At 44.2% G+C, this 23,647-nt stretch carries 17 protein-coding genes and 2 rRNA genes; 6 read left to right on the top strand and 13 right to left on the bottom strand.

Translation table 11 applies throughout. From position 1 onward, the window contains the following. The first annotated feature begins 220 nt into the window (after positions 1 to 220). Positions 221 to 1,390 (top strand): hypothetical protein, encoded by a 1,170-nt coding sequence (locus JNK13_07220; GenBank protein ID MBL7662525.1) that lies wholly within the window; start codon positions 221 to 223, stop codon positions 1,388 to 1,390. 90 nt (positions 1,391 to 1,480) lie between these two features. Here JNK13_07220 and JNK13_07215 read toward each other — a convergent pair whose 3' ends face one another. From JNK13_07215 to JNK13_07200, 4 genes are read right to left on the bottom strand one after another with little or no spacing between them, the layout of a single operon-like run. Beyond that, a complete protein-coding gene (locus JNK13_07215) occupies positions 1,481 to 2,254 on the bottom strand; it encodes a type 1 glutamine amidotransferase (protein ID MBL7662524.1) in 774 nt (257 codons plus the stop codon). Then, positions 2,251 to 3,048 (bottom strand): ABC transporter permease subunit, encoded by a 798-nt coding sequence (locus JNK13_07210; protein ID MBL7662523.1) that lies wholly within the window; start codon positions 3,046 to 3,048, stop codon positions 2,251 to 2,253. Before JNK13_07210 ends, JNK13_07215 begins: the two co-directional genes overlap by 4 nt. Beyond that, positions 3,045 to 3,977, bottom strand: coding sequence for an ABC transporter ATP-binding protein (locus JNK13_07205; GenBank protein ID MBL7662522.1), 933 nt, complete (start codon positions 3,975 to 3,977; stop codon positions 3,045 to 3,047). Before JNK13_07205 ends, JNK13_07210 begins: the two co-directional genes overlap by 4 nt. Continuing rightward, positions 3,967 to 5,877 carry a hypothetical protein gene (locus JNK13_07200; protein ID MBL7662521.1) on the bottom strand — a complete coding sequence of 637 codons (1,911 nt, stop codon included), beginning with the start codon at positions 5,875 to 5,877 and terminating at the stop codon, positions 3,967 to 3,969. Before JNK13_07200 ends, JNK13_07205 begins: the two co-directional genes overlap by 11 nt. 78 nt (positions 5,878 to 5,955) lie before the next feature. On the opposite strand from JNK13_07200, the gene JNK13_07195 reads away from it, so the two are divergent. Next, the gene (locus JNK13_07195) at positions 5,956 to 6,585 is read left to right on the top strand and encodes a DUF2238 domain-containing protein (protein ID MBL7662520.1); all 630 of its coding nucleotides are present in this window, start codon (positions 5,956 to 5,958) and stop codon (positions 6,583 to 6,585) included. A gap of 261 nt (positions 6,586 to 6,846) precedes the next feature. On the opposite strand, the gene JNK13_07190 is transcribed toward JNK13_07195, so the two are convergent. From JNK13_07190 to JNK13_07175, 4 genes are all read right to left on the bottom strand, one after another. Beyond that, a 23S ribosomal RNA gene (locus JNK13_07190) occupies positions 6,847 to 11,552 on the bottom strand. Positions 11,553 to 11,972: 420 nt separating this feature from the next. Beyond that, a 16S ribosomal RNA gene (locus tag JNK13_07185) occupies positions 11,973 to 13,488 on the bottom strand. The 16S and 23S rRNA genes sit together here, the layout of an rRNA operon. Before the next feature lie 380 nt (positions 13,489 to 13,868). Continuing rightward, positions 13,869 to 15,452, bottom strand: a complete 1,584-nt coding sequence (locus JNK13_07180) for a hypothetical protein (GenBank protein MBL7662519.1) — start codon at positions 15,450 to 15,452, stop codon at positions 13,869 to 13,871. Then, positions 15,439 to 15,762 (bottom strand): hypothetical protein, encoded by a 324-nt coding sequence (locus tag JNK13_07175; GenBank protein MBL7662518.1) that lies wholly within the window; start codon positions 15,760 to 15,762, stop codon positions 15,439 to 15,441. Before JNK13_07175 ends, JNK13_07180 begins: the two co-directional genes overlap by 14 nt. 63 nt (positions 15,763 to 15,825) lie before the next feature. Between JNK13_07175 and JNK13_07170 the strand changes: the two genes are divergently transcribed. The 3 genes from JNK13_07170 to JNK13_07160 are packed head-to-tail and all read left to right on the top strand — an operon-like array spanning position 15,826 to position 18,645. Beyond that, a complete protein-coding gene (locus JNK13_07170) occupies positions 15,826 to 16,917 on the top strand; it encodes a carbon-nitrogen hydrolase (protein ID MBL7662517.1) in 1,092 nt (363 codons plus the stop codon). After that, a complete protein-coding gene (locus tag JNK13_07165) occupies positions 16,914 to 17,546 on the top strand; it encodes a DUF1211 domain-containing protein (protein ID MBL7662516.1) in 633 nt (210 codons plus the stop codon). Before JNK13_07170 ends, JNK13_07165 begins: the two co-directional genes overlap by 4 nt. Beyond that, positions 17,539 to 18,645 (top strand): DUF2029 domain-containing protein, encoded by a 1,107-nt coding sequence (locus JNK13_07160; GenBank protein MBL7662515.1) that lies wholly within the window; start codon positions 17,539 to 17,541, stop codon positions 18,643 to 18,645. The genes JNK13_07165 and JNK13_07160 overlap by 8 nt, the downstream gene beginning before the upstream one ends. Here the strand turns inward: JNK13_07160 and JNK13_07155 are convergent. The 4 genes from JNK13_07155 to JNK13_07140 all read right to left on the bottom strand — a co-directional run bounded on the left by JNK13_07155 (position 18,598) and on the right by JNK13_07140 (position 21,043). Next, a complete protein-coding gene (locus tag JNK13_07155; GenBank protein ID MBL7662514.1) occupies positions 18,598 to 18,900 on the bottom strand; it encodes a hypothetical protein in 303 nt (100 codons plus the stop codon). The two genes, JNK13_07160 and JNK13_07155, sit on opposite strands and share 48 nt — an antisense overlap. A 93-nt stretch (positions 18,901 to 18,993) precedes the next feature. Continuing rightward, positions 18,994 to 19,512 (bottom strand): type II secretion system protein, encoded by a 519-nt coding sequence (locus tag JNK13_07150; protein ID MBL7662513.1) that lies wholly within the window; start codon positions 19,510 to 19,512, stop codon positions 18,994 to 18,996. Between the two features lie 105 nt (positions 19,513 to 19,617). Next, a complete protein-coding gene (locus JNK13_07145) occupies positions 19,618 to 20,607 on the bottom strand; it encodes a threonylcarbamoyl-AMP synthase (GenBank protein ID MBL7662512.1) in 990 nt (329 codons plus the stop codon). 106 nt (positions 20,608 to 20,713) lie between these two features. After that, positions 20,714 to 21,043 (bottom strand): hypothetical protein, encoded by a 330-nt coding sequence (locus JNK13_07140; GenBank protein ID MBL7662511.1) that lies wholly within the window; start codon positions 21,041 to 21,043, stop codon positions 20,714 to 20,716. Positions 21,044 to 21,189: 146 nt separating this feature from the next. On the opposite strand from JNK13_07140, the gene JNK13_07135 reads away from it, so the two are divergent. After that, positions 21,190 to 22,164 (top strand): Lrp/AsnC family transcriptional regulator, encoded by a 975-nt coding sequence (locus JNK13_07135; GenBank protein MBL7662510.1) that lies wholly within the window; start codon positions 21,190 to 21,192, stop codon positions 22,162 to 22,164. A gap of 159 nt (positions 22,165 to 22,323) precedes the next feature. Here the strand turns inward: JNK13_07135 and JNK13_07130 are convergent, their stop codons facing one another. Continuing rightward, positions 22,324 to 23,052, bottom strand: coding sequence for a glycosyltransferase (locus tag JNK13_07130; GenBank protein ID MBL7662509.1), 729 nt, complete (start codon positions 23,050 to 23,052; stop codon positions 22,324 to 22,326). Positions 23,053 to 23,647: the final 595 nt, after the last annotated feature.

The raw sequence follows: 23,647 nt of genomic DNA, 5'->3' as shown, positions 1-23,647 counted from the left end.
CCGAAGGCCAGACATCAAGAGATATAGATTTATTTAGATTTCTACCCGACACAGCGAAGAGAAAGAGCAGGCTGAAGGCCTAAACGGAAGGCGCATTATATCAGAATTTACTTAAAACTCAATCTTGTGCCTTAAGAATTAACTAAGCGTAGTCTCAGCGTATTTCACCAAACCCAACAGTTTCCTACGAGATCTGTCGATACTTGTAGTACGAGAATCTATGAGACATGCCTTACCGTTAGTAATTAGTGTTCTGTTAGTATTTGCTGTTATTCCGTATTGCCCGGGAGCTTTTGCTGAAACCGCCCGTGAGCTAACAGCCAAAAAAATCAAAGTTAAGAAAATCTGCAAACGCATAAAACACAAAAAAATCTGTCGTTATCCGCGCTGCTATAATAAAAAAGATGATGACCGTGATGGCTATAAGGATTTCCCTGCTGACCCTGGCTGTAAAAGCAGGAAAGATGATTCGGAATCAAACCCCGGCTCAGCACCGCCTTCACCTCCTGACCCAAATGGCCCTGAGCTTGGAGTAAACGCTCGCACTAATGGTAAATTAGTTTTTCCAGCGAGTAATCCTTGGAACCAAGATATTTCAAATTCACCAGTGGATTCTAATTCAAATAATTTAATCGCTAGTATTGGTCTAAACACGGGACTTCATCCTGATTTTGGAACAGTATGGAATGGAGCGCCAAACGGCATTCCTTATGTGATAGTTCCCTCTTCTCAACCACGCTCATCTGTAATTTTCGAATATGAAGATGAAAGTGATGCTGGACCCTATCCGATTCCTTTAAATCCCCCGATCGAAGGTGGGCCTGATGGCAATGGAGATCGCCATGTCCTGATGATTGACCGAGATAATTGGGTGCTCTACGAACTTTATCATGTATTTTTTAATAACAATCGTTGGGAAGCAGGCTCCGGTGCAATTTTTGATTTAAAATCAAATGCACTTCGTCCAGCTGGTTGGACTTCTGCTGATGCTGCAGGACTTCCAATTTTTCCAGGCTTGGTTAGATATGAAGAAGCAGTTGAGCGCGGGGAAATTCCTCATGCCTTAAGATTTACAGTATCTCGCAGTCGCAGAGCTTATGTGCATCCAGCACGACATTGGGCAAGTTCAAATACCGATCCAAATCTTCCGCCAATGGGAATGCGTGTGCGCTTAAAAGCTTCTTTCGACGAATCTTCTTACCCAGCTTCAGTTCAAGTTATACTTCGAGCACTTAAACGTTATGGCATGTTTGTCGCAGATAACGGCTCAAACTGGTATGTCTCGGGAGCGCCCGACCCACGTTGGAGTGATGATGAACTACATACACTTGGTAATGTCCATGGCTCTGACTTTGAAGTTATCGAGATGGGTGAAATTATAACTCCTTAAGAGATCCTTCGACGCAGCTTGTGTGCACTATCGCTTGCACAAGCTTTGCTCAGGATGACAAAGGGAACTAACAAAAGTTAGTTCCCTTTGTCACATCAAAAACATAGTCACAGCCGCCCCAGAAGTCACAAAAAAATTCTTGGAAGTCTTACCGTCAATTTTATTTTCAAAGCGGTCAAGCACGGATTCAATCAACTCCTGCGTCAGTGCATAATTTGTTTTTGCTTCGAGAATTTGCGTTGGACTTTGTTCATATCGCCCACCAACGAAATCATTTTCGCAGTTAACAAGCATTTCACGCACAATCTCTGGAGACATCTCGAGATGAAACTGAATTCCCAAAGCTTGATGATTATATTCAAAAGCTTGATTAGCACAGGCACTAGTGCTGGCCAGTCGGATTGCTCCTTGGGGCAAATCGAAGGTCTCACCATGCCAATGTAGTGGCGAAAACTCGCCCGGCATTGTGCAAAAAAATTGAGAGCTAAGGGCTTCAGGAGTGGTCTTCACTGGGAACCAACCGATTTCCTTGACTACTTGCTGCTCAATTTTATTGGGATAAACCTTTGCTCCAAGTGCGCTAGCAATGAACTGCGCCCCTAAGCAAATTCCGAAAAGATATTTGCCGGCAGCAAGTGCTTGAGAAATAAATTTCTTTTCGTTGGCGATCCAAGGATAACTCGCGTGGTCGTTGACACTCATTGGCCCGCCCATAATAATTAATAAATCAAAGCTATCAATTTCGGGAAATTCTTCGTCACGAAAAACGCGCGTTAAAGTAAGCGCATGTCCACGACGATTAATCCAATTAGAAATTTCACCTGGCTCTTCAAATGCAACGTGCTGTATTATGTGTATCCTCATACGTTCTCCTTTGAAATTGCAAAGCGTGCGAGCAAAATGCTCAAGCCACCAATGAAAAACCAAATCAAATAACAGTATAATAACGGATCCAGCGGCAGTTTGCCGCCCACTTCTTGCATCCATGACATCTCGTTCTTAGAGAACAGATAAATGATGGGGAAGAGCGGGTTGTGAAAAAGGAAGGCGTACTCGTCCAGACTATTAGTGCGATTACCTGCAATCTGCGTCAGGTATAAAAGCGGCAAAATACAAGACCAGCCAAAAACTACTAAACCTAGAAAAAGGTAAGAAGTTAAAGTCCTGCCAGTTTGCGCAGAACTAGCCAAAGCCATCGCAGAGAGCAGTAAGGATAGGACTGTATTGGAAATAAAAATTTTAATCATCGTCCCCGCGGAGAATCCGCCCCAAAGCGCAGTGACTGCCAAAAAAGGTAATGTCAGACAAGAAATCCAAATTAAAAATATCCACGAGCCAAAAAGCTTTCCAAAGATAATACTCAAGCGTGACACTGGTGAATTAAGCAGTGGTGCGATCGTGCGCTGCTCGCGCTCTTGGGAAATACGTGAAGCCGCACTAATTCCTCCCAGTAAAGCCATTAAGCCAGCATGGAGTACCAGGATAAAGCCCTGCATAATCGATCCGGTTTCCCCGGGGACTTGATAGCTACGGTTTCCAAATAATGACGTGGGAATTAAAATCCCAACCCACATCATCACAATAAATAATAGTGCGATTAGCCAAAGCTTTTTTTCAGCAATGCGCGTGCGAAGTTCAAGCCAGAAAATAGGGTTCATGATTTTAGCACCTCCGACACAACGTCAACTAGGTCGGCAGTTTCACGTCGATACTCGATAACTTCTATTCCCGCTGCGGTGCATTCCGCGAGTAACTGCTGGGCAAGCACTGCACTTGCAGTTTCCACAGTCATTTCTTGCGTTCCTGGCGCTAGCACGTAATCAATATTCTTTGACTTCAATAAATTCTCTGCAAGCTCACTACTTTTAACTCGTAAAATTACTCTGGCACCATGTTTGAGGCTGGCAAGTTCGTTACGCGAAAAACTAGTTTTCCCTGGAGCGACTTCCTTCCATGATCCCTGAACTAAAATCCCAAAGTCATCAGCGAGTTCTTCGAGTTCGGACAAGATATGCGAAGAGACAACAATCGTGCGATCGGCTGAGGAAAGTTTTCGCACTAATGCTAACAATTCTTGCCGCGCTGAAATATCAAGTCCAGCAGCGGGCTCATCGAGAAGTAAAACTGAGGCGTTAGAAAGTAGCACTCGACCAAGCGCAAGCCGTCTTTGCCATCCCGCAGATAATGTCTCGACTTCCATATCAAGCCAAGGCGAGAGCCCTAGTAGTGAAATCACTTGATCGAGCTTTTCTTGTCTTTCCTTCCCGCGCAAACCAAAAAGTCGTGCAAAAAACTCTAGATACTCACGCGCATAAATATCAGTATAAACTCCAAGCGGGTCGGGCATGAGTTGCACATAGTGCGAAGCGCGCTGTGCATCCGAGGTAATATTCTTCCCTGCAAATGTAATCACACCTGCATTGGTTTTGAGTAGTCCACAAATCACCTTAAGTAGTGTTGATTTGCCAGCTCCGTTGGGTCCGATCAAACCAAAAACACGCCCTGGTGGAAACGCCATGCTAATTCCATTTAGGGCAGTTGTTCCATTGGGATAGGTTTTATGTACGGCTTCAACTTTAAGAGCCATGGTCTAAACCTCCAACAGTCATCAGCGATTGATCCTGGGGAACTGCCACGATCCAATGGATTTTGCTAGTGATACTGCTATCGCGGATTTTGACTGACAGGGAATTTTCGCCTCGTGACGTAAACATTACTAAATAATGCTTGGGGATAATTCCTTCGGCTCTAATTTTTTCCAAAAGCGCTGAGTAGTATTCTTTTTGCTCAGAACTAAGATTCGAATACTGATTTTGACTGTGTCCATAAACATTTTCGTAAACAGAATTTGGCACTGTATAAAACTGTGGGTGTTTGTTGAAACTACTTGGTTTTAATTCAACACATTCGCTCTTGGCAATTGATGCGTTCAGCGAGAGTGAACGCAGATTGTGATCGAGCACATAGAAATCGGCTAAAGGCTCACTGGCACACAACTTGTGATGATCGATAGTAAACGGCAACTTAATCTGGTTGCTAAATCCACGCAGATCGAACTTTGTCTGATAGCCGCTACCTTCAATTTCAATTCTGCCCTGGCTAGTGCGATCGTTACGAGACCAGTTAATCTGCTTAGCACCCTGTTTAGAGTTATAGCTATTAGACTGTCCAATAATAGTCATTTGAGTAGGAGCGTTAATCTCAATTGTTTCATCTCGAGTTGCTAGCACTGAAATTTCAGCGCCAATGTTCCATTCTGACCAGGGAGCATAGCCGACACGTGTTTCGACAAGCTGTAGAATCGGGCTATTCGGCAGAATCTGTTGGCCAGCACAATAGAAGATCAAAGCTGACACTAGACAAGTTAGTGGGACGATCAACCAAAGCAGCGATCGTTTTTTAGCTGGCATAACATAAAAAAGGACTGGCCCAGCAATGAGGAATAATAGTGTATATAAACCGAGCCCTACATAAGTGTAGGTAATATTGCTCCAAACTCGGTCTTTTAGTTCTTGGCTTTGCTGTAAGTCGTTACCATAATAGTAATTGCTATTACGAAATGCGAGTGGATGCATCACGCGGTTATAACTAATCCTGCCAAAGAGTTGAGCAGAAGGAACGCGCAAAGTTTGATATCCCGCAAACAAAACTCCACCAATTGGAAGTGGGTTGAGAGATGTTTGTAATTGGTCAGTAATATTTTGCGGCGCGTAAATCCAAGTGCCTTGTAACATCAATTTTCTTAGATATTCTTGACTCGGAAGCGGTTTAGCTTGATCAAGGCTTATTCCAGTTGTTGATGCCAAGCTGAGTGCGTCAGCAGGTAAGTTCGTCAATACTATATCCTGATCAAAACCCGCATACTCTTTAAGTGCCGAACTCTCTGAAATGCCAATGGTGCGGGCAATTACCTGGTTGTCTGGATTTGGGGCGAAGATGCCGGCAATCAAAATATTACGGCAGCGCAGCTTGTCATGTTCTGTCACCTCGACGCGCACAACAATTGGTTTCAAGGTTAAGCTGCGATAATATTGATAGCCATATTCTGGAATTACAACTGGGACGATTTGACTCGAATACTCATAGACATATTTAAGTTCCGAAGAATCCAAATTGGCCTGAGCCTGAATATTCTGCACAGACTTAATCGCTTGATCGATTGACGTTGCACCACTACTCAGCAAATTAAGGTCCAATAAAGCATGGTTATAGTTATCAATTGCAATGCGATTAAAAATTATTTTTAACTTAGGGGCTGACAGTGCTTGGGAAACTTTAATTTCACCTAGATAGTTTAGATTACGGGAATTAATAATTCTTTCTTTGGGATTTGGCGCAAGGAATGTTCCATCCGCAAGCTCAAAGTCATATTCTTCTGTGCATTCTTTTGGTGCTTGGGCAAGCCAACGCGAAAGACTTTCAGCTGAGCAAAAAGCAGGATTACAACAAAAAATAATTAGCGCGAGAAGTCGAAATAACACTTTCATTGAATACCAAGGTTAAGTACCATGGGAGCGATTGATTCGTACAGTCAAATATTTTACCGATAAAATCGAGGGAATATGATGGGCAAATTAAAACAGCCGACTTTAGAGCAAACTCTGTTGTTTACAACGATGATACTCGCACTAGTCTTGTCTGGACTTAATCCAGAAGAACATTTTACATGGGCACTGGAGGTGTCCTGGGTTTTTGTAGGTTTGCCAATAATTTACTTAACCCGAAGGTCATTCCCTTTAACTAGGCTGCTTTATTATTTACTAGCATTTCATGCTTTGGTTTTAATTCTTGGGGGTTATTACACATACGAGAAAGTACCGCTCGGTCTATGGGTTAGGGATTTGTTAGAACTTTCACGTAATCACTATGACCGTCTGGGGCATTTTGTGCAGGGCTTTGTGCCTGCGATTTTGGCGCGAGAAATTTTTATTCGGAAATCGCCTTTAAAGTCAGGTGGCTGGCTGTTTCTATGCACAACCTGTGCGTGCCTGTCTTTCAGTGCTTTTTTTGAAATGATTGAATGGTGGGTATCTTTGGTGTTCGACGATCAAGCAACTGCATTTCTAGGAACTCAGGGCGATGTCTGGGACACGCAATGGGATATGTTTTTGTGTTTAGTTGGGGCAATCATATCCCAACTCTTATTCGCCAAACTCCATCATCGGCAGTTGTCTATGCTTGAGGGCAAGATTTAAGGCAGGCTGTTCAGTGCTTATGAGAAAAAACAAAATATTGCTTAACAGATTGCTTCACTTCGTTCGCAATGACACAAAATGCAAGTAGATTGCCGCGCTTGCTATCGCAAGCTCGCAATGACTTGAGGACCAAGCAGTGTGTTAGATAATTAATTGAATGTTATTGAAAATCAAAAAGAAAAAAGGGTAGACGAGCAACATGGTAAGAGAAATTTCTAATTCTCAAACAGCGCATGACAAAGATTTAAAAAAGAAGAAAAAAAGATTAAGTCTCACGGGAACATTAGTATTGGTCAGCTACATGCGTTACCGCACTTCCACCTCCAACCTATCAACGTTGTAGTCTTCAACGTCCCTTTAGCCCTTGCGGGTGGGAAAACTAATCTTGAGGTAGGCTTCCCGCTTAGATGCATTCAGCGGTTATCCCTTCCATACTTGGCTACCCAGCTATGCCCTTGGCAGGACAACTGGTCCACTAGAGGTATGTTCGCTCCGGTCCTCTCGTACTAAGAGCAAATCCTCTCAATTTTCCTGCGTCCACGGAAGATAGGGACCGAACTGTCTCACGACGTTCTAAACCCAGCTCGCGTGCCACTTTAATCGGCGAACAGCCGAACCCTTGGGACCTACTTCAGCCCCAGGATGTGACGAGCCGACATCGAGGTGCCAAACCTCCCCGTCGATGTGAACTCTTGGGGGAGATAAGCCTGTTATCCCCGGCGTACCTTTTATCCGATGAGCGATGGCCCTTCCACGAAGAACCACCGGATCACTAAGGCCTACTTTCGTACCTGTTCGAAATGTCTCTCTCACAGTTAAGCGGGCTTATGCCTTTACACTCGTACGACTGATTTCCAACCAGTCTGAGCCCACCATTGCGCGCCTCCGTTACTCTTTAGGCAATTGTGTTTGTCTTGCTTTTTGAATTTTATAAAGCATTGAAGGAATTACATGTGGCTTTACAATCTGAATAAAGTCTTCATAAGAAGATCCAGAAATGTAAATCTGATGGCCATCCTTTTGCTTTCTTAACTTTGCACTTAAACCGTATTTATGTCCGAGGACCTTACTAAGCAGATTGACTTCATTCTTAGTAAATCCTTGTGTGTTGAAAATTACTCCCTTTGAATCTTTTGATTTCATAGAACCATCATCCATATACCAATAAGCAAGCGCCTTTGGGGTTAACCAATGGCCAATTAACTTTGGTACTGTTTTTTTTTGATTACCGTAAAAATTTTGAGCATAAAACCTAAAAGCGCTATGGCTTACGGTTTGAAACGCTAGATTTACAGAAACAAAATCACCAGAATGAACTTGTCGTTTACGAGGTTGGGTCAAGACCCACTCTGCAAACAGATCATACAGGTGTTGAAGATAGTCTTGGTGCTTTTCACTTTGCTCGATTTTTAGGCGGTAAGTTTTCCCCCCATTTTGAGTCTCTAAGCAAGCATCACCAAGTAGTAATCCAACCAGAACTTCTCGTTGCTGATCGGACAATTTCAACTTTAATTTAAGTGCTTCGATCTTTTTCGATCGCATAAAATATTAGCAAGACCCCATTATTATGGCTTCCAGTCGCCTGGAAGTTCAGACTATATCATCTTCCCTTTAGAGGAAGTTCGGCGTTTAGTCGTTGAGGGGACATAAGAATATACACTAGATTGAGTATATCTCAGTGGTCTTCCCTGCTGATTGCCCGCACCAAACACATTTTCACACACGCTAATAATTTGTTGCGCGTGTAATGTTGGATACTACATCTCTTCTAAATATTTACGAACGGAAAAAAGTAAACAGATTTAGAGAGAACGGACTTTCCAGCATATAGCCAAATTTGCCTTTAGTGTTGCCACTAAAGCGCCCCTAAATTTCCTTTTTATACTGGCTTGTGGTCGAGGCGACCGCCCCAGTCAAACTACCCACCAAGCGTGGTCCACGGCGAGGATTCACTCGCCAATGTTAGAATCTAGAGAATGCAAGGGTGGTATTTCACTAATGACTCCATCAGAGCTAGCGCTCCGACTTCAAAGTCTCCCACCTATGCTACACATGCAGCCTCCAGGCTCAACGCTAAGTTGTAGTAAAGGTGCACAGGGTCTTTCCGTCTTTCCGCGGATACGAAGCATCTTCACTTCGAATTCAATTTCACTGAGTCTCTGGTTGAGACAGTGGGGAAGTCGTTACGCCATTCGTGCAGGTCGGAACTTACCCGACAAGGAATTTCGCTACCTTAGGACCGTTCGTTATAAATGTTACTACTAAAAATTTCTTTTTAGCGTCTTAGAATTTCTTCTAAGCTCTACATATCGCTATGCAGTTCGGACTATATCATCATTAGATTTTAGCTAATGTTTGGCATGTAGTCTCTGAGGATTTTTAAGAATGCTGATAATTTCAGCATCTGAGTACTTTCTTTTTCCACCATCGTTCATATCAGCTCGAATTTGCAGAATTTTTTCAATGCCAGCTCGTGTTAAATGAGCATGCTCTTTGACTAAATCTGAAATCTGAATGAATTTTTGAAAGTCTCGTTTTTTCTTAGCCGATAGAAATTTATATTTTTTGAAGAAAGGAATAACATTTGAAACAATCGCTTCAAAGTTATTAACTTCGAAATACCAAACTCCATCAGCTCTTCCTCGTAAAGTCCCACACTGTAAATATTTTTTATACAGCGTCAGTATTACTTTATCTTTTTGAGAAATATTGAAACATAACGAAACTTTCCATGGCATTATATAGTCAGGTCGCGGACGGAATGAAACATTAAAGCTTCCCTCTCCATCAGCAAAACCAGCTAAATAATAGCCAATATTTGGAGGAACTGTTTTACTCATTTTCTTAAATCTTTCCTGCTGATTGTCCGCACCACTAGAGTTGTCACTGCCCATTAATTTATTTCTAAATTATATGTGCGAGTATCTGTGGATACAATCGGATATTCCAGCATATAGCCAAATTTATTTTCGTAACTACAACGGATTCATAGTTACGGCCGCCGTTCACCGGGGCTTCGGTTCAAAGCTTCTCTCTTACGAGATGACAAATCCCCTTAACCTTCCGGCACCGGGCAGGCGTCAGACCCTATACCTCCTCTTACGAGTTTGCAGAGTCCTGTGTTTTTAGTAAACAGTCGCTACCCCCTGCTCTCTGCAACCTTCCGCAGCTTCATACGCGAAGTATTACACCATAGAAGGCCTACCTTATCCCGAAGTTACGGTAGTAATTTGCCTAGTTCCTTAACCAGAGTTCTCTCAAGCGCCTAAGTATTCTCTACTAACCCACCAGAGTTGGTTTCCGGTACGGACACGCAGCACGGGCTTAGAAGATTTTCTAGGAAGCGTGGGATCAGTCACTTCTCTTTGACCCTTGCGGATCGCAGATGGTCTCGTTTCTCGGCCTTAAGAAAGAACGGATTTACCTATCCTTTCAGCCTACGAACTTTCTCCGGGACAACCATTACCCGGTAGACATACCCTTCTCCGTCTCTCCATCGCACAATGTGCCTTGTGGTGACAGGAATATTAACCTGTTTACCATCACTTACGCCTTTCGGCCTCAGCTTAGGCTCCGACTAACCCTGAGCGGATGACCCTGGCTCAGGAAACCTTGGGTTTTCGGCGACAAAGCTCTTCACTTTGTTTATCGTTACTCATGTCAGCATTATCACTTGTTAACTGTCCACACGTTCTTACGATCATGCTTCAGCCTGTTAACAACGCTCTTCTACCACAATAAAAATCCCGTAGGATTCTTACTATCCGCAGCTTCGGTACAATGCTTTAGCCCCGTTGAATTTTCCGCACGAGCCCGCTCGACCAGTGAGCTATTACGCTTTCTTAAAAAGGTGGCTGCTTCTAAGCCAACTTCCTGGCTGTCTTAGCGGTCTCACATCGTTTTCCACTTAGCATTGATTTTGGGACCTTAGCTGGCGGTCTGGGGTCTGTCCCTCTCGCTCGTGGCCCTTATCAGTCACGAACTGACTGCCGTGCTTTACTTGAGCGGTATTCGGAGGCTATTTGGGTTTGGTAGGCTGGTAGGCCCCCTAGTCCATTCAGTGCTCTACCCCCGCTCAATATACACGACGCTATACCTCAATATATTTCGAAGAGAACCAGCTATCTCCGAGTTTGATTAGCCTTTCACTCCAAACCACAGCTCATCCGAATACTTTTCAACGTATTACAGTTCGGACCTCCACTCGGTGTTACCCGAGCTTCATCCTGGCCATGGTTAGATCACTCGGCTTCGGGTCTGCCCCTTGTGACTGAATCGCCCAGTTAGGACTCGCTTTCGCTTCGGCTCCGTCTTATCGACTTAACCTTGCCACAAAGGCGCAACTCGCTGACCCATGATGCAAAAGGTACGCCGTCGCACTGTTCTTGCGAACATAGTGCTTCGACTGCTTGTAGACACACAGTTTCAGGATCTTTTCATTCCCCTCGTCGGGGTTCTTTTCACCTTTCCCTCACGGTACTTGTTCACTATCGGTCGTCTAGTAGTATTTAGCCTTAGAAAGTGGTCTTCCTAGATTCCAGCAGGGTTCCACGTGTCCCGCTGTACTCAGGTACGTACTCACCGTCATTGTCAATTTCACCTACAGGGCTATCACCTTCTATGGCAGCGCTTTCCAACGCTCTTCGATTATTGACTTTGATCAGCTTTATTGCACGCCCTACAACCCCATCAGAACCGAAGTTCCGATGGTTTAGGCTCTACCCGGTTCGCTCACCGCTACTACGGGTATCTCTATTGATTTCTTTTCCTTCAGGTACTGAGATGTTTCACTTCCCTGAGTTCGCTCTCCTTGCGGAGCGACTACCTTAGGTAGTCAGGTTTCCCCATTCGGAAATCTTCGGATCAATGCTTGTTGAACAGCTCCCCGAAGCTTATCGCAGTTTTGCCACGTCCTTCATCGCCTCTAGACGCCAAGGCATCCCCTGTGCGCCCTTAGTAACTTAATCACAAAAAAAACTTTGTCATGTGTAAATATTGAAACGCGCATGATTTTGAATTAACAAAATCAGCGGTACAATTATACTTGTCGCTTGTTGAGAATCAAAAATTGAACTCTCTTACGCAGTTGTTGCTCGTCTACCCATATAACAATGTCAAAGAACCACATTAGATCGTTTTGCAACGATTTAATGTCCGCCTCAAGCGAGGTCTTTCAAAAATAAGCTGGGAAGAAGATAAGTATATTTGCCAGTAGTATCAGAGGATTAAAACACTGAATTCAGTATTTTTTGGCACTCTGAAATTTTGCTTTTATTACGTGCGATTCGATAAAAATTTCTCGATCCGTCTAAAGATCAACAAGGAACGCTCCTAATCTGTGAGCATGTCTTTCAGGAACGTTGTGCGATCCGAAAGAAAGCTCCCTTAAAGGAGGTGATCCAGCCACTGCTTCCGCAACGGCTACCTTGTTACGACTTCACCCCAGTCATCGGCTGTACCGTAGGACCCTGCCCCCTTGCGGTTAGCACAGGCACTTCAGGTATGACCAACTCCCATGGTGTGACGGGCGGTGTGTACAAGGCCCGGGAACGTATTCACCGCGGCATGCTGATCCGCGATTACTAGCGATTCCAGCTTCATGAAGTCGAGTTGCAGACTTCAATCCGAACTGAGGGAGGGTTTTTGCGATTGGCCGACTCTCGCGAGCTAGCTTCGCTTTGTCCCTCTCCATTGTAGTACGTGTGTAGCCCCAGACATAAAGGCCATGAGGACTTGACGTCATCCGCACCTTCCTCTGGCTTATAGCCAAGCGGTATCTCTAGAGTGCTCAACTTAATGTTAGTAACTAAAGACACGGGTTGCGCTCGTTGCGGGACTTAACCCAACATCTCACAACACGAGCTGACGACAGCCATGCAGCACCTGTCACCGGGTCTCCGAAGAGAACTTCTGGTTTCCCAGAATAGCCCGGGATGTCAAGTCTGGGTAAGGTTTTTCGCGTAGCATCGAATTAAACCACATACTCCACCGCTTGTGCGGGCCCCCGTCAATTTCTTTGAGTTTTAATCTTGCGACCGTAATTCCCAGGCGGAATACTTAATGCGTTAGCTGCGACACTGAGACAATTAGGTATCCCAACGTCTAGTATTCATCGTTTAGGGCGTGGACTACCAGGGTATCTAATCCTGTTTGCTCCCCACGCTTTCGCGTCTGAGCGTCAGAAATGGGCCAGAGAACCGCCTTCGCCACTGATGTTCCTCCTGATATCTACGGATTTCACCCCTACACCAGGAATTCCATTCTCCTCTCCCATCCTCTAGTTTTGCAGTATCCAGTGCACTTCTACAGTTAAGCTGCAGGATTTCACACCAGACTTACAAAACCGCCTACACGCGCTTTACGCCCAATGATTCCGAACAACGCTTGCACCCTCTGTATTACCGCGGCTGCTGGCACAGAGTTAGCCGGTGCTTTTTCTGCAGGTACCGTCATTTTTTTCGCCCCTGCTAAAAGAAGTTTACAACCCGAAGGCCTTCTTCCTTCACGCGGCATTGCTGGATCAGGCTTTCGCCCATTGTCCAATATTCCCAACTGCTGCCTCCCGTGGGAGTCTGGACCGTGTGTCAGTTCCAGTGTGGCTGGTCATCCTCTCAGACCAGCTATCTATCGTCGCCTTGGTAGGCCGTTACCCCACCAACAAGCTAATAGACCGCAACCCAATCATCTCGCGCCGTAAGGCTTTACAGATTAGAACCGAAGTTCCAAGCTGATCATTCGGTATTAGCTCCGGTTTCCCGGAGTTATCCCCAGCGAGACGGGATGTTAGTTACGTGTTACTCACCCGTGCGCCACTCTACTCATCCGAAGACTTTCGCGTACGACTTGCATGTTTGAGGCATGCCGCTAGCGTTCGTTCTGAGCCAGAATCAAACTCTTCAATAAAGAGATCTACTGGCTAGCATACACAGTAGCTAAACTGTGTTGCTTGCAAATTTTACTCAAGCGTTCTTGTTGAAAGCATTCTTGCGAACAACTTTCAGAAACTCTTAAAGGACTCGCACAAATAAAAGCTTAATATGCTCTTACCTTCTTCTACCCCAGCTAATTTTTCAAAGACCAATGCGCCATAGCGTCAAATCATTTTTGGCGCTAAGCGGACGGGGAACATGCCCTAAAGAGCAAGCAGTTGCAAGTGCTTAGACAAAAAATCTTACAAACAAGTTTTGAGTAATTTAGTAAATTAAATAAATGCGATAACTAATTGATTTTATTAGATATTATATGCGCATTAAATTATAGCTACATTGCTGAGTTTTACGACTTCAGTCACGTAGTATCAGACAAACCCGGTTGCTCAGCGCTACTAGGTCATTAAAAACGGTGTTCGATTTTTCGAAAAATTCAAAAAGAGAGTTTTTCGAAAAAATATCTGTAAAAAATACCTGCACTTTTTCGTTTTTCATTCGTAGATTTTTTTTCTGGGTCAAAATTTTCTGGGCTAAAATTATTCCGCGTAAAATTTTAATTTTGTCTTGTACGGAAAACTTTAACTTGCTAAGCTCGGTGCATAATTTTTCCTCTGCAACTCCAGCACTAAGTAGGCCTTGATAAATATTGGCTAAGGCTGAAGAGGAATCAAAAAAACTTTTCAACTCAGCAATAGGCGTTTGCAGTAATTGCAAATAGCTCAAATTTTTCACGGTGATTTCAGCCAAACTTGCACTAGTGTTTGCGCTACTTGACTGGGGAGTAAGCTTTTTAATTTTGAAATCCTTGAGTGTAAGATTACTAAGTCTTGCATTTTTCTGTCGCAAAAAAACTTCTGCAATCATTTCGTTTAGACCTAAATATTCAACTAGTAGCTCTGTCTGCACTCCAATGAGTGAACCATTAGCGATCAGCAGCCCAGCAGGTAGCGCCTTAGCTTGCTCAAGTATTGCTCGATATTCAGCGATTGTTTTAGCTTCAAGGAATTCTAACGGCTTAACCACTGGAGCGACTTTCAAAGCGTGAACTAGCTGGCTTCGACTGAGTAGATTCCCCTGCTTTTCTAACACTTTTAAGTAAATCTCAGCCCGAGCTAAAGTCTCCACAAAGACACAAGCTTCAAGCCCTGTAGTTGAGATTGTAAGCTGCGAAAGCCCAAGTTCAACTAAATATTCAAGACTGCTCAAGAGTAATTCATCATCACTTAGCTCTAGCGCGCTTCGCCAATCAAACTGATTGTGCCTACCAAGCGCAGCTAGAGTGTCTTGCTTAATGTTTTTAGCAAGCTCCTGACTCTGTAATTTTCCACATTGCTCGCAAAAATTCTGAGTCGCACAGGGAAAGAACTGTTTGTCATAAATCAAATATACACAGTTACCGGCTGCAGTTGATTGCTCGACAACAATTTGCCTGAGTTCAGATGCTGAAGTCTCGGCAAGTACAAGAGTTTGTAGAATTAAATAAAAATCCCCCGACTGATCTTTGGCTGCCTGGCCTTTAGAAATTTTGCGGGCTTCCAAGCTCTCCAACAGTTTGACTTGCTCAGTTGGCGTATCAGGAATTTTAATAATTTCGCCTTCAAGAAAAAACCGTAAAACTCCTCGATTACGTAACTCCGAGAATGTCTTAAGTGGGTCGGCTAAATGCCTAGCTTCGACTTTTTCAGCGATAAACACCGGTTGTAGATCGGGTGCCTTAAGTTGTTGGATTACCTCCCAGACTTCTTCGGGTTTTCCCTCAAGCACAGTCCCACCACAAAACTCACAGATCTGGCTTAAACTTGCCGTTAACTCGGCTTGATATGCAGCAGCGCGGTGACACCCAGGCACTTTTGCAAAGCGCTTTAAGTAGCGCGCCATGAAATCACGTAATTCGAGAGTGGGAACTAGTGATAATGCAGAAGACTTAATATTTAGCACCTTCTGTGCATTGAATCTGCTTAAGACAACAGCTCATCCCACTTGTGCATGCTGGGAGTTCTGGCCAAAAGCCAGTTTTCAGACACTCATACCATTTGCTCTTCACGCAGCGGTCACACAGTTCCACCATCGTCTGGCAGCACTCCCTTGAACCGCCGCGATTTAAACAGCCCTGATAAGCATCGTTACAGGCTTGATCTCCGGTTTCGTATTTCGCCCCACAGTCAACTGGAATTTGCTGGTCAGCAATGCAAAGTTGCGCCGAGATTAGTAAGATCAGGGAAATTAGTGTCAGTCGTAGTGTTTTCATAGTGGCTTACCTTGCAACAGATCTAGCATAGGTCTTAGGTTTTTTGCTAGAATTTTGCTTACGATGAAACTGCTCACTAGGCGCATAGCTGTCACTTTGATTTATATTTTATGCCTGCAAAGTGCCCACGCTGAAAATAACAAGATAAAAATTCACGAAATCGGTGTTGCTAGCTCCCGCGGGTCGATTCTCGGAGTCCAGGCTTACTTCCAAAAAAGAGATTTTCAGTCGGTTGAAAACTTTCTCTCGCGCATTAGACCAATCCTTGGAACTGCAAAATCTCAAGGTTTTCTGCAAAGGCAAACAATAGTGGTTTTCCCTGAGCATGTCGGACTTTATCTAGCAACACTTAACCAAGCTGAAAGTGTTTTCACGGCCGTAACTGAATCAGCAGCAATGCAACAGGTTGCTTGTCGTAGAATCATTCCATTCCTTTGGGAGCTTGCCTGGAGTGACAAGAAAGATAGTGCCGCAGAGGCGCTCTTTCAAGTGCGCGCTGCGGCAATGCTTGAAGCCTATGAAAAAATATTCTCCACGCTCGCCAAGGAATTTCAAGTGACAATTGTTGCTGGCTCAATTCCACTCCCAGAGATCGAGATGCAGCATGGCAAGTTGCGACTAAAGCCTGGGCCGCTTTACAACCAAACGCTAGTTTTTCGTCCAGACGGCACTCCTGAAGAGCAGATTGTTAAGAAGCACTTTCCAATTGCACGTGAATTGGAATTCATGGCCGCAGATCAAACTACAAACTACCAAGTCTTTGATACAGCAGTTGGCAAAGTTGGAGTTTTGATTTGTGCCGACGCTTGGTTTCCGCAAGCTTATGCTGCGCTTGAGGAAAAAGCTGCTGATTATGTTGTTGTGCCTACATATACACTTGACCAATCGATCCTGGCCAAGCCCTGGAATGGGTACAGTGGTTGGGAGGCACCTGCCGACTGCAATTTAACTGATGTAAAAACAATCACCGAGTGGCAAGCTTTTAATAAGTACGCGCTCCCAGGAAGAATTAAAACTTCAAAAATTAAGCAGGGGCTAGTTGTGCGTTTACGTGGTAATCTTTGGAAAAGCGGGCCAACGAGAAGCGCCGAACAAGACCCGACGCCAATCACCGACCCGCAACTTAATGCTGACTTACTTGTATTACATTTATGAAGAAAGACCCGGAAAGCTTTATTCCATCCACTTCGCGCATCGAAGCATTCAGTGATGGCGTGATTGCAATCATCCTGACCATTATGGTTTTTGAAATTAAAGTTCCAACCTCAATCAAAACCGGCATGGCTTCGGGGCAAATCCTCAGTGAACTGACGGCGATTTCTCCGAAATTTATCGCTTATGCATTGAGCTTCTTACTCGTAGCCATTTTTTGGGTTAATCATCATTCATTTTTTTACAGTTTGGCACGAACAAGTCGTGCCTTACTCTGGCACAACAATCATCTGCTCTTTTGGCTTTCTTTAATTCCTTTCCCGACTGCACTATTGGGGGAATTTCCCTTTGAAACAGTGACAGTCATGCTCTACAGGTTAATTGTACTTGGCGCAGCAGTGGCGTTTAACCTGATGGCTTTTCATGCTGACCATGCAAACCTTTATGATCAGAAAATATCGAAAAAATACATTAGGAAATTAAATCGTAAAAGCCTCTATGGGCCAGTTTTATATCTAACTGCAGTGCTCTTAGCGCCGCTTAGTGTCTATATTTCACTGGGAATTTATATTCTCATACCGGTAATTTATTTCTTACCTGCAAGGATCATTGAAGCGATCGATAGTGAATAAGCAGGTTTTTGTCGCAATTTTCATTTGTTTTAGCTTGATCGCTCTCGGCTCTGAGCAAAATGATTTTCGCTACATGCATTGTGTCACAACAAAATTTCTTCAGGGGGAAAATCCATATGTGAGGGCAACGGCGCAGTCATGCGTAGCCAAGCCAACTGATCAGCCAATCGACTTTCTCTATCCGCCAACTGTGTTTTCGCTTTTTGTCCCCCTGGCAACGCTTTCGCAAGAACTCGCACTAATCATTTGGGGACTGCTTTCCAGCGCTGCACTGACCTTAAGTCTGCTTTTAATACTGAAGCGAACTCAAACCCGCTGGACCGAGCATCAGATACTCGTGAGCGCCTTTTGTTTTTTCCCCGCTTTTTATTGTCTCGCACTTGGTCAACTTGCCTGCGTATTGTCTCTAGCGTTTTGCCTTGGGGCTCTTTACTTTGAATCAAGCAGCAAAGCCAAGCAATTGATCTCTGGAATTGCGTTTGCGCTGTTTGTAGTTAAGCCAAATTTGGCGATGCTCCTCCTGCCGCTGGTATTAATTCTGGCGCTAAAGTCTCGCCGTGCTCACTGGCTTTCTGGGTTTACACTCGGGGCAGCCTTTTTGCTTGGAGTTCCTTATGGCTGGAATTCAGCAATCTACACTCAGCTCCTAAGCGCCGACTTAGGCTCAAGCCTCAACTGGCAAACTCCAACTTTAGTCAGTATTGGCGCCGCAATTTTTGGCACCTCCAAGCAACTAGTCTGTGGCGTCTCTTTTCTTGCTGGACTTGCACTAATTAGTTTTGAGTATTGGCGCTATACTAAAGCTAAGATTAGCGCTGAGTGGCTGCTGCAAATTGGTCTAGTAAGTGGCTTATTAATTTCACCTTATGCCTGGACGTATGATTATGTGATTTTATTTTTTCCATTCCTCCTCGTGATCAATGCGATTTTCGTCGGCGAAAAGAAATCGTATTGGCTACTGCTGCTGCTTACGCTGAGTTGTTTAAGAATTGCCTGGAGCATTGAACCGCAATTGATCGATGCGGCCATTCCTGCGTTGCTACTTGTGCCGTTATTGAGCAACGGCGCGTTTCAAGCGATTCATAATCGCCATACCTAGGCCTCTTTCTTCGCAGGTATCAACGAGAATCATATCCAATCCGAGCTGGTCGAGCTCATACAGGGCAGCAAAAAGTCCGTGCGTAACTTCGTTGAGATCTCCCGTGGCACTTAAAATCCGGACTTCATTGAGCGGATAAAGCCCGCCGCGCTGACGGCTAAAAGCTACGAGGCCAACACGCTTGTCGCCAAGCGTGGAAACATCAATATCTCGCAAAAAAGTGGTTTTTGTTCCTGGTGTATAGTGCAGTGGCATCAAACCAGGAGAAACTTGGGCAGCACTACTTTTCGCTCGTCATACTCCCTGGAAAAAGAATGATCGATATATTAGCACTAATCTGCTTTGAGATTAGCCTTCAGGTCCTGGCCCCCAGCAAGAATGGGTATCCTGCCAAGCTCGACAGATAGTATTTGACTGACAGCCTACGTAATCAGCACCAGAAATATAAAACGTTACAGATGCAAAGTTATCTTGGTCCTTAGTCCCGCGCGCGTGGCACGCCTGGGCTGCAATATAAGTGCCGTCAAAATCCATCCCTTCTGAGTAAACCGCTACGCCTTCAGAATATTTAAATCCCGGCAAAACAGCTTCACAATTTGTTCCCCAGCCCGTGTTGTCCATATATTGATATTCGCCGTCATAATACCATGCCAATCTCTCGCAGCTTACGTATCTATGGTGTTCACTCCAATATGATTCCTGAGCAATAATATAATTTCTGAGATCGCTCAGTGCAACAACATCTCGAACTTTACGTCGATATTCTTCCATTTGCGGGATAACTACGGCAGCAAGTATACCGATTGACACAATGCACATCAACAATTCTACGATGGTAAAGCCAGATTGCTTACGAGCTAAATACATGCATAAAATATCGTAACCTTGGGGAAAAAACTTTAAATTTGTAGCCTAGAAAGTATCTGCCTAAGTAATTCTTGTAGGATAAATTACAAGACTTGCTTACGGAAATTAGGCGGTCACGGCGCGTTTCAAGCGATTCATAATCGCCATACCTAGGCCTCTTTCTTCGCAGGTATCAACGAGAATCATATCCAATCCGAGCTGGTCGAGCTCATACAGGGCGGCAAAAAGTCCGTGCGCAACTTCGTTAAGATCTCCCGTGGCACTTAAAACCCGAACTTCATTGAGCGGATAAAGCGCGCCGCGCTGGCGGCTAAAAGCTACGAGGCCAACACGCTTATCGCCGAGCGTGGAAACATCAATATCCCGCAAAAAAGTGGTTTTTGTTCCTGGTGCATAGTGCAGTGGCATCAAACCAGGAGAAACTTGGGCGGCATTACTTTTCGCGGCATTGGGCTTAACTGGGACCTGAACACCTAAAGCTTCAGATAATTGCTCGGCGCTAATTCCACCGGGGCGTAAAATTTCAGGCGCAGTTGGAGTTAGTAGAGAAATTACTGTCGACTCAACACCAACCTCACAAGTGCCGCCATCGAGAATTAGTAAATTTTTATCCTTAAATTGCTTTTCCACATGCTCAGCTTGAGTCGGACTAATGTAGTTCGAACGATTTGCGCTAGGAGCAGCAAGTGGAAATTTGCACATCTTGAGAAGCTCCAATGCCACTGGATGATTGGGGATGCGCAGTCCTACTGAAGGCTTTCCGGCAGTGACAATATCTGGAACTGTTTCAGCTCGAGGCACAACTACAGTTAACGGGCCAGGCCAAAATTGCTCGAGTTTAGATAAGTGTAGGCTAAGCTCTTTTCGCGCGCCACTTGCGATGAGTTCAAACAAAGAGAGCATGTCGGCTACGTGAACGATGACCGGATTTGTCGCTGGGCGTGCCTTTAAGGCATAAATCTTTCTAACGGCACTTTCTCGTAAAGCATTGGCACCAAGGCCATAAACTGTTTCTGTAGGGAAAACTACAACTTCCCCGTCGGCTAATAAGTCTTTGGCAGCTGTGATTGAAGCATGTGTTGGTGCAAGTATCATAGCGCACAAACTATCATGCTCTATGCGAATTAATCAAAAATGCTCTTACGATCGATGAAATTTAGAGCAAATCGCTAAGTATTTGCTGTGTTTAATCAGAACTTCCCTAGACCAATTCCGCACCGCTTTCAAAATAGTCAGCGGGCAAATAGTGTTCTTTTTGAGCATTATCCACTTCGCCACTTTCACTAATTGCTGGAAAAAGTTCACGGTTAAAGCAACGTGTTCCAGCCACAAGCACGCGCTCTGAGTCGATTTCATCAGCACTCATTTCCCTCACGTTTACAAGCTGTTTTACTGATAGCGGGCGCATATTTAAAGTTTTTGACCTGCTAATCGCCTCACGCTCTGAACGATAAGGACCAACGAAAAACGGGGCTTCAAGTCCTCGACTTTCAAGAACATAATTAATTTCTAAAAAATATACCTGAGCCATAGTTTCCTCCCTGCCTAAATGAAAAAGTGAGGCAAAAAAGTGCAATCTTGCCTGACACAAGAAGATTTAGGATATAGAAAAAAATTATACAAAAATAAACCATTTCCCGAGTTGAAATAATCAAATTATCGGGATATAGAGAAAAAATGGCGAAAATCGACTCTACTGATTTACAGCTCTTACACGCCCTGGACCGTAACGCCCGCTTACCTTTTTCTAAGCTCGGCGATGAAGCCCGCATTTCCCAAGAGGCGGCGCGTTATCGCGTGCAGCGGCTATTTGAAGAACAGGTCATCCACTCGACAATCACCGTCGTTGATTCTGCGAAGCTCGGCTTTGCGTACTATAAAATCTTTCTCAAACTTCACAGCGTAAACGAGCAGCACATCGAGCAAATCATCGATCATTTAAATACAAATCCAGATGTAGCCTGGGTTGTCAGAATTGAAGGCAATTTTGACATCGGCTTTGCCTTAAAGGTTTCTGGGACAAAAGACTTATTGACCTTAAATTCGCTGGTTGAGGATTTAACGCTTGGTTATCACGGTTATGTCAGCCGCAGAGTGTTTTGCATTAATATTGCAGGCGAGTATCTGTCTCGAGATTATCTAGTTGGGCGCAAGCGCAAAGACCTCAAACCAGGATTCTATTCCGTTTTCTCCGATCCGGTCGAGGTCGATCATAACGATCAACAGATTATTCGCAAATTAACAACGAATGCGCGTCTTTCCGCAGTTGATCTCGCAGCTGGGCTGGATATTTCTTCGGACGCCGTGCTCTTAAGATTGAAAAAACTAGAGCAAAAGAAAGTCATCACGCGCTACACTTTAGTACTGCATCACTCCCAAATCGGCCACCTGCATTATAAAGTATTTCTTTATCTAAACCGCAGCAACCCCGAGAAACATCAAAAGCTATTGGCACTCTGTAAAACCAAGCCGCATGTGATTTTCATTGTAAAGACTTTTGGCGAATGGGACTACGAACTTGAACTTGAAGTCGAGAGCGTCTCACAAATGCGACAAGTGATGATGGAAATTACCAGCGACTATGCTGATGTAATTCATAATTATGATGCCCTACTGATTAGTAGAATACATAAATATAATTTGTTTCCCTAGAGTTGAGGCTTCAGTTCGCGCTGCTCTTTAACTGAGGCTTGAACTTATACTTCCCCTGCAACAACATTGGAATTAAGCTCGGAAGAAGGACAAGTATAAGTTCAAGCCGCAGTTGGGAAAATCATTATTCCAAGATAATCTGAGCTATAGTGCATCCACTCACTCTCTCGGAAAGTCATACCAAATCATGTCAGCGTAACGCCGGTCCTTGCCCTTGAGGAGCCTGAGCATCGTCAAGGGACGAGAAACAAAATACCAATCTCCAAATTTATCGAATTTCCGGCATGAGGTCACAATCCAAGCATTGAAAATTGTTGTAAATTTTTTGTCTTGCGTCTTTCCGTAGGCCTTCAGCCGCTTAGCAAAGTCCACATCTTCTGCGCAAAGTAAGGTTTCATTAAAGCCGCCAATCGCTATAAAATCTCGCCGTAAACTAAAAAATAATCCCGCAGAAATCCCATGCCAGAGTGAATAGGGCACAAGACATAAAATCGAAGCGATGATGCCCAAACTGTAACGCTCGGGATAGAGCATCACGCCACCTCCAATAGACTTACCCGTTGCAAGCCGTCTGTGAATTTCAAAAAACATGTTTTTAGACATTTGACTGTCGGCGTCCATGGTTACGAGAATTTCGCCCCGGGCGGCTTTTAGTCCAGTGTTTCGAATCATTGCGAGGTTTTTTTCATTGTTCACAAGTATTAAAGCGCCTTGACTCTGCGCAACTTGCTCCGTGCTGTCAGTGCAACGATTTAAAACGACGATAATTTCAACTGTGGCATTAGAATAGCTCGCCGCAGCGCGGATTGATTCAATCGCTCGGCTAAGTAACTCTTCTTCATTTCTTGCAGGAATAATTACAGAAAATTGCGGAGTGAGTTGCTCCATAAAGGAAAAAATCAATTATTTATTAATACTTAAGTCTTGATGCTATCGACCATTCTACACGGCAACTTAACACATTTACCCCTCTAATCACTAAAGAAAATCGCCTGAGCAGTCGATATCTGTGTACTTCTTAACTAAGTATACGCAATGACACACGAAGAGCACCACGAAACGCACCGGCATGTAAAAGTTGATAAATCCACTGAATTCTGGTGGACGCTTTGGTGTATCGTCGGCCTGGTCTTGATGCTTGGTAGCTTTAAATGGTGGTAAAAACTTAAAGCACGGCTGCCACCCTACCACAGTTGAATTTAAAATTACCCTGAGAGTTGCACTGTTCCTAAGTGTAAATCTTTCTTCTATAGTTACGGGTAACGATTCATGACTTACCGCAGTTTTTATTCCCAAATGAAAGATCTGTTTCCTCTGACCTGGCGAGGCGTAATCTTTCTTTGTTTTGGCTCAGTTGCATACTTTATCCTCGGAAAAAATCAGAACGACTTAATCGCTTCAATTCTTGGTGGTTCTTTCCTCGGATTAATTTTAATGTTTTCACTCTTAACTCTACTGGCCCGATTATACTTTAAGTCACGAG

This window comes from bacterium, assembly GCA_016786595.1.
Taxonomy (GTDB): domain Bacteria; phylum Bdellovibrionota_C; class UBA2361; order SZUA-149; family JAEUWB01; genus JAEUWB01.
This window is presented reverse-complemented; position numbering and strand designations above follow the sequence as displayed.

Coding starts and splice junctions, on each gene's coding strand:
- JNK13_07200 (MBL7662521.1), bottom strand. CDS start 5,877: ATGAAAGTGTTATTTCGACTTCTCGCGCTAATTATTTTTTGTTGTAAT.
- JNK13_07130 (MBL7662509.1), bottom strand. CDS start 23,052: ATGGAGCAACTCACTCCGCAATTTTCTGTAATTATTCCTGCAAGAAAT.
- JNK13_07220 (MBL7662525.1), top strand. CDS start 221: ATGAGACATGCCTTACCGTTAGTAATTAGTGTTCTGTTAGTATTTGCT.
- JNK13_07195 (MBL7662520.1), top strand. CDS start 5,956: ATGGGCAAATTAAAACAGCCGACTTTAGAGCAAACTCTGTTGTTTACA.
- JNK13_07165 (MBL7662516.1), top strand. CDS start 16,914: ATGAAGAAAGACCCGGAAAGCTTTATTCCATCCACTTCGCGCATCGAA.
- JNK13_07215 (MBL7662524.1), bottom strand. CDS start 2,254: ATGAGGATACACATAATACAGCACGTTGCATTTGAAGAGCCAGGTGAA.
- JNK13_07210 (MBL7662523.1), bottom strand. CDS start 3,048: ATGAACCCTATTTTCTGGCTTGAACTTCGCACGCGCATTGCTGAAAAA.
- JNK13_07145 (MBL7662512.1), bottom strand. CDS start 20,607: ATGATACTTGCACCAACACATGCTTCAATCACAGCTGCCAAAGACTTA.
- JNK13_07175 (MBL7662518.1), bottom strand. CDS start 15,762: ATGAAAACACTACGACTGACACTAATTTCCCTGATCTTACTAATCTCG.
- JNK13_07150 (MBL7662513.1), bottom strand. CDS start 19,512: ATGTATTTAGCTCGTAAGCAATCTGGCTTTACCATCGTAGAATTGTTG.
- JNK13_07155 (MBL7662514.1), bottom strand. CDS start 18,900: ATGCCACTGCACTATACACCAGGAACAAAAACCACTTTTTTGCGAGAT.
- JNK13_07170 (MBL7662517.1), top strand. CDS start 15,826: ATGAAACTGCTCACTAGGCGCATAGCTGTCACTTTGATTTATATTTTA.
- JNK13_07205 (MBL7662522.1), bottom strand. CDS start 3,977: ATGGCTCTTAAAGTTGAAGCCGTACATAAAACCTATCCCAATGGAACA.
- JNK13_07140 (MBL7662511.1), bottom strand. CDS start 21,043: ATGGCTCAGGTATATTTTTTAGAAATTAATTATGTTCTTGAAAGTCGA.
- JNK13_07135 (MBL7662510.1), top strand. CDS start 21,190: ATGGCGAAAATCGACTCTACTGATTTACAGCTCTTACACGCCCTGGAC.